This is a genomic window from Trinickia mobilis (genome assembly GCF_017315705.1).
Classification (GTDB): Bacteria; Pseudomonadota; Gammaproteobacteria; order Burkholderiales; family Burkholderiaceae; genus Trinickia_A; species Trinickia_A mobilis.
The window spans coordinates 1-2,907 of sequence record NZ_JAFLRF010000102.1 but is presented as its reverse complement, the minus strand read 5'-3'; the positions used below and the strand labels follow the sequence as shown (position 1 = coordinate 2,907).

Genomic DNA, 2,907 nt, shown 5'->3' with positions numbered 1-2,907 from the left:
GCGACTGGGGGCGGGAATCATGCCGGGCCTGGCTGGCCAAAGCCCCGATTATCGGGGCATGAAGATAGTAACGGGGCAAAGCTGCGGCGGGCGGGGGGCGCCCGCCGCAAGTCCTTTTATCTATCGTTTGCAAAGACGCTTGAAAATGCGCCATGCAACGAAGGTGCAGAAACTGACGAGGATGAAGGAGACGGCGAGCATGTAATAAACGTCCACCACGCCGCTTGCCTCCGCATCGTATGCGTCAAACAAGTCGTTGAGCCAGAGTGAGAAGGCGAGCGGCGGCGGCGGAATTGCATCTGGGTGTCGCCCCCACACATACGTAAGCGCAAGCGTGGCGAAAAGTAGCCAAACAATGACGCCGCTAATTTTCGTTGCGCGCCTCATTTCACCGTCACCATTCCGTAAGTGCTCAGAGCGCTGCCGGGAATCGGATGCTTGCCGCAGCCGACAATCAGGCCTCTAGTCCGGTGGAAATCGGCGGGGCGGTCAATGACGATGCAGCCCTGGCTGATGCCGCGCGGTCCCTTGGGGTGCAGGCGGAATTTTCCGCGCTGAACCTCGTTGCAGAACATGGCGTCGTCGACCTTTCCGTCGGCCGCGTACAAGGCGAACCAATCGCTTCGATCGATGAAAATTTCCTTGAGCCACGCCAGATGCCCGCCCGACTCCCGATCAACGATGTAGTACCGGCCCGGCGGGATCGGCCCCAAGTTGGGCAAGCATGCAGAGATGCGCCGATTGATATGCGGGGCGAGGCCCGAGAACGCGGGTACCGAAGTCGTTCCAATTCTGAACGCGCTCATAGGCTCGTCATTGAGTTCAAAGCTGCATTGCAACATACGTGCTCCCGTGGTGACGGCAAAACCGTCACTACGCCACGCTGCAATTCGAGAAGAAATCGGACAATTCCGAATTGGATACCCTGGTTTTTACTAGGGCGCGGCCGTCTGCCGACGCGCATCCGAGCTACCGTTGCAGCGTTCGCAGGCCGAAGGCCTCCGGGGGCTCGCGCCCGGCATTGCGACCCGATTTCGCCCAGCACTCGAATTTGCGACAGCCATCCCTACTTGAGCGCTCGATTCGCGCCACGGCCCGCGGGCATCGACCTGCCGCCGCATTCGGCTCGCCCGCCAGCCCTGGCGAGCCCAGGTGCCCGAGTCGCACGACACACGTTGCCGCCGACATGATTCGGCAGCTGCGATGGAGAGCATTCACGGCTACTCGCGTGCTTTTTCAACTAGAGCGGAAGTTTGCCGTCATCCAGCCGTCTGGGTGCGTTGCTGCCCCAACGAGCGCGTATCTGCTGGGGCGATTCAGGTGGCCATTTGACGCCCATCTTGACGATGCGGTCGCGGATATTGAGCAGCTTTATCCAGAAGTCCGAATTTTCGACCTGGCGTTTCATCTGCCCTTGTAACTGCCAGGCAAAGGAAACACCATTAATGTTGTAGGTGTTCGGGTTTGCGCCGCGATCAAGCAAATAGTTGGCTGTATCAAAGCTATTGCTAGCTATGGCATCGACCAGAGCTGTATTGCGCAACAAGTCCCGCTTGTTAGCATCTGCGCCTCTGCAAATCAGCAATTTCAGCGATTCCAATGTTTCTTCTGTCGCCGTGAAAAAAATGATTGGAGTGCCTTTGGCCGTCGTTGTATTGGGATCAACTCCTCCGTCAAGTAAGGCGCGCAGAAATTCAGGATGAGAACTGTTCAGCACCACGCCAAGCGCATCGCCAAAATTCGGTACTTCCTGAAGCGGGTCGGCTCCAGCCTTGACAAGCAACGTGATCATATTCAGCTGCTTCGGGTCTCGCTGAAGCGCCTCCTGAACAGCGAAAAACAGGAGTGTCATACCTTTGCGGCCCGGCATGTTCAGTTCGGTGGTCGGTGCAAGCTGTTGCGCTTTGGCAAGGTCTCCGCGTTCGATCGCCTGAGCGAGTACGAGTTGCGGACCAGAGAAGAAGTCACCGGCAGGAAATTTTTTCATGGCGCACGCGGTAATGGATATTAGTAACAGGCCTATTAGGGTGAGGATCGAAAGCAGTCGTCTCATGGAAATACTTCCTGGAGAATCAATACATCCTCGTGCTTCTGCTTTTCGATGCCATCAATCACCTGGCTAATAAAGTGCCGACTTACGGTGAAGCCTTTGCCATCTAACGCGTAGGGTGTACCTGAAGCCTCCGGCAACGGCAACCAGCTTTGCAGGGTCGTCAAGATTTCACCCTTCACGTGGTACGCGTAGATTTGGGAGGTTTGTGGCGTTCCGCCATAGCGTTTGACGGTTTCTGGGTGCAGGCCGGCGGCATTGAAACTCCAGCAATCCTTGCCGCTTGCAATTGACATGGCAGCGCATAGTCCACCGCCCTGGGAGTGCCCGGCAATATCAATTGGATTTTCGTCATTCATGAGAAATGTCCCGATCTTGACGGCTTGCCGGTAATACGCTGACTCCATATTCAATCCTTGAGCAGCATTGTTGCTCCAGTCGTCTAAGCTGGACATTTCGGTTCCCTTGATAGCCAAAGTTGACTTCATTTCGTTGCCGAATACACTTTGAGTGGGTTCGTAAAGCTGGGCTCGGAAGTTCGCGCCCTTGATTTCTAAATGCTCCTCTTTTAATCCGTGCCACCCCAGAGCATCCACGTCCCCGCTCACATTCCTCCACCCCTCCGGCACCGGCCTCGTCGGCTCATAAACATGGTCTGTCAACCGGGCCTTCTCCACCGCGACGTTATTGCGCGCCAACCGCTGCGCAGCGGCATTGACCTTGGCGGACGGATTGTCCCGCCCAGCCGAGATCAGCGCCTTGCGTTCCTCCCACCGCTGCACCTTGGTCAGCGCCGCAACCTTCGGCGCCGCCGCCCGGCCCGCCTGTTCGGGCTCGACGCTGGCCGGCGCGCGCAA

At 57.3% G+C, this 2,907-nt stretch carries 4 protein-coding genes; 1 reads left to right on the top strand and 3 read right to left on the bottom strand.

The features are described 5' to 3' along the window. Positions 1–205: hypothetical protein (locus J3489_RS37045; protein ID WP_207005746.1), on the top strand; the 205-nt coding region annotated here is incomplete at its 5' end. A gap of 178 nt (positions 206–383) precedes the next feature. On the opposite strand, the gene J3489_RS37040 is transcribed toward J3489_RS37045, so the two are convergent. The 3 genes from J3489_RS37040 to J3489_RS38230 form a co-directional block, all read right to left on the bottom strand. Continuing rightward, positions 384–842: a DUF2778 domain-containing protein gene (locus tag J3489_RS37040; protein ID WP_207005745.1), complete on the bottom strand. Its 459-nt coding sequence runs from the start codon at positions 840–842 to the stop codon at positions 384–386. Between the two features lie 398 nt (positions 843–1,240). After that, positions 1,241–2,053: an ankyrin repeat domain-containing protein gene (locus J3489_RS37035; protein WP_207005744.1), complete on the bottom strand. Its 813-nt coding sequence runs from the start codon at positions 2,051–2,053 to the stop codon at positions 1,241–1,243. Further along, the coding region (locus tag J3489_RS38230; RefSeq protein WP_508617107.1) for a Tle-like phospholipase domain-containing protein at positions 2,050–2,907 on the bottom strand (858 nt) is incomplete at its 5' end. The genes J3489_RS37035 and J3489_RS38230, both read right to left, overlap by 4 nt.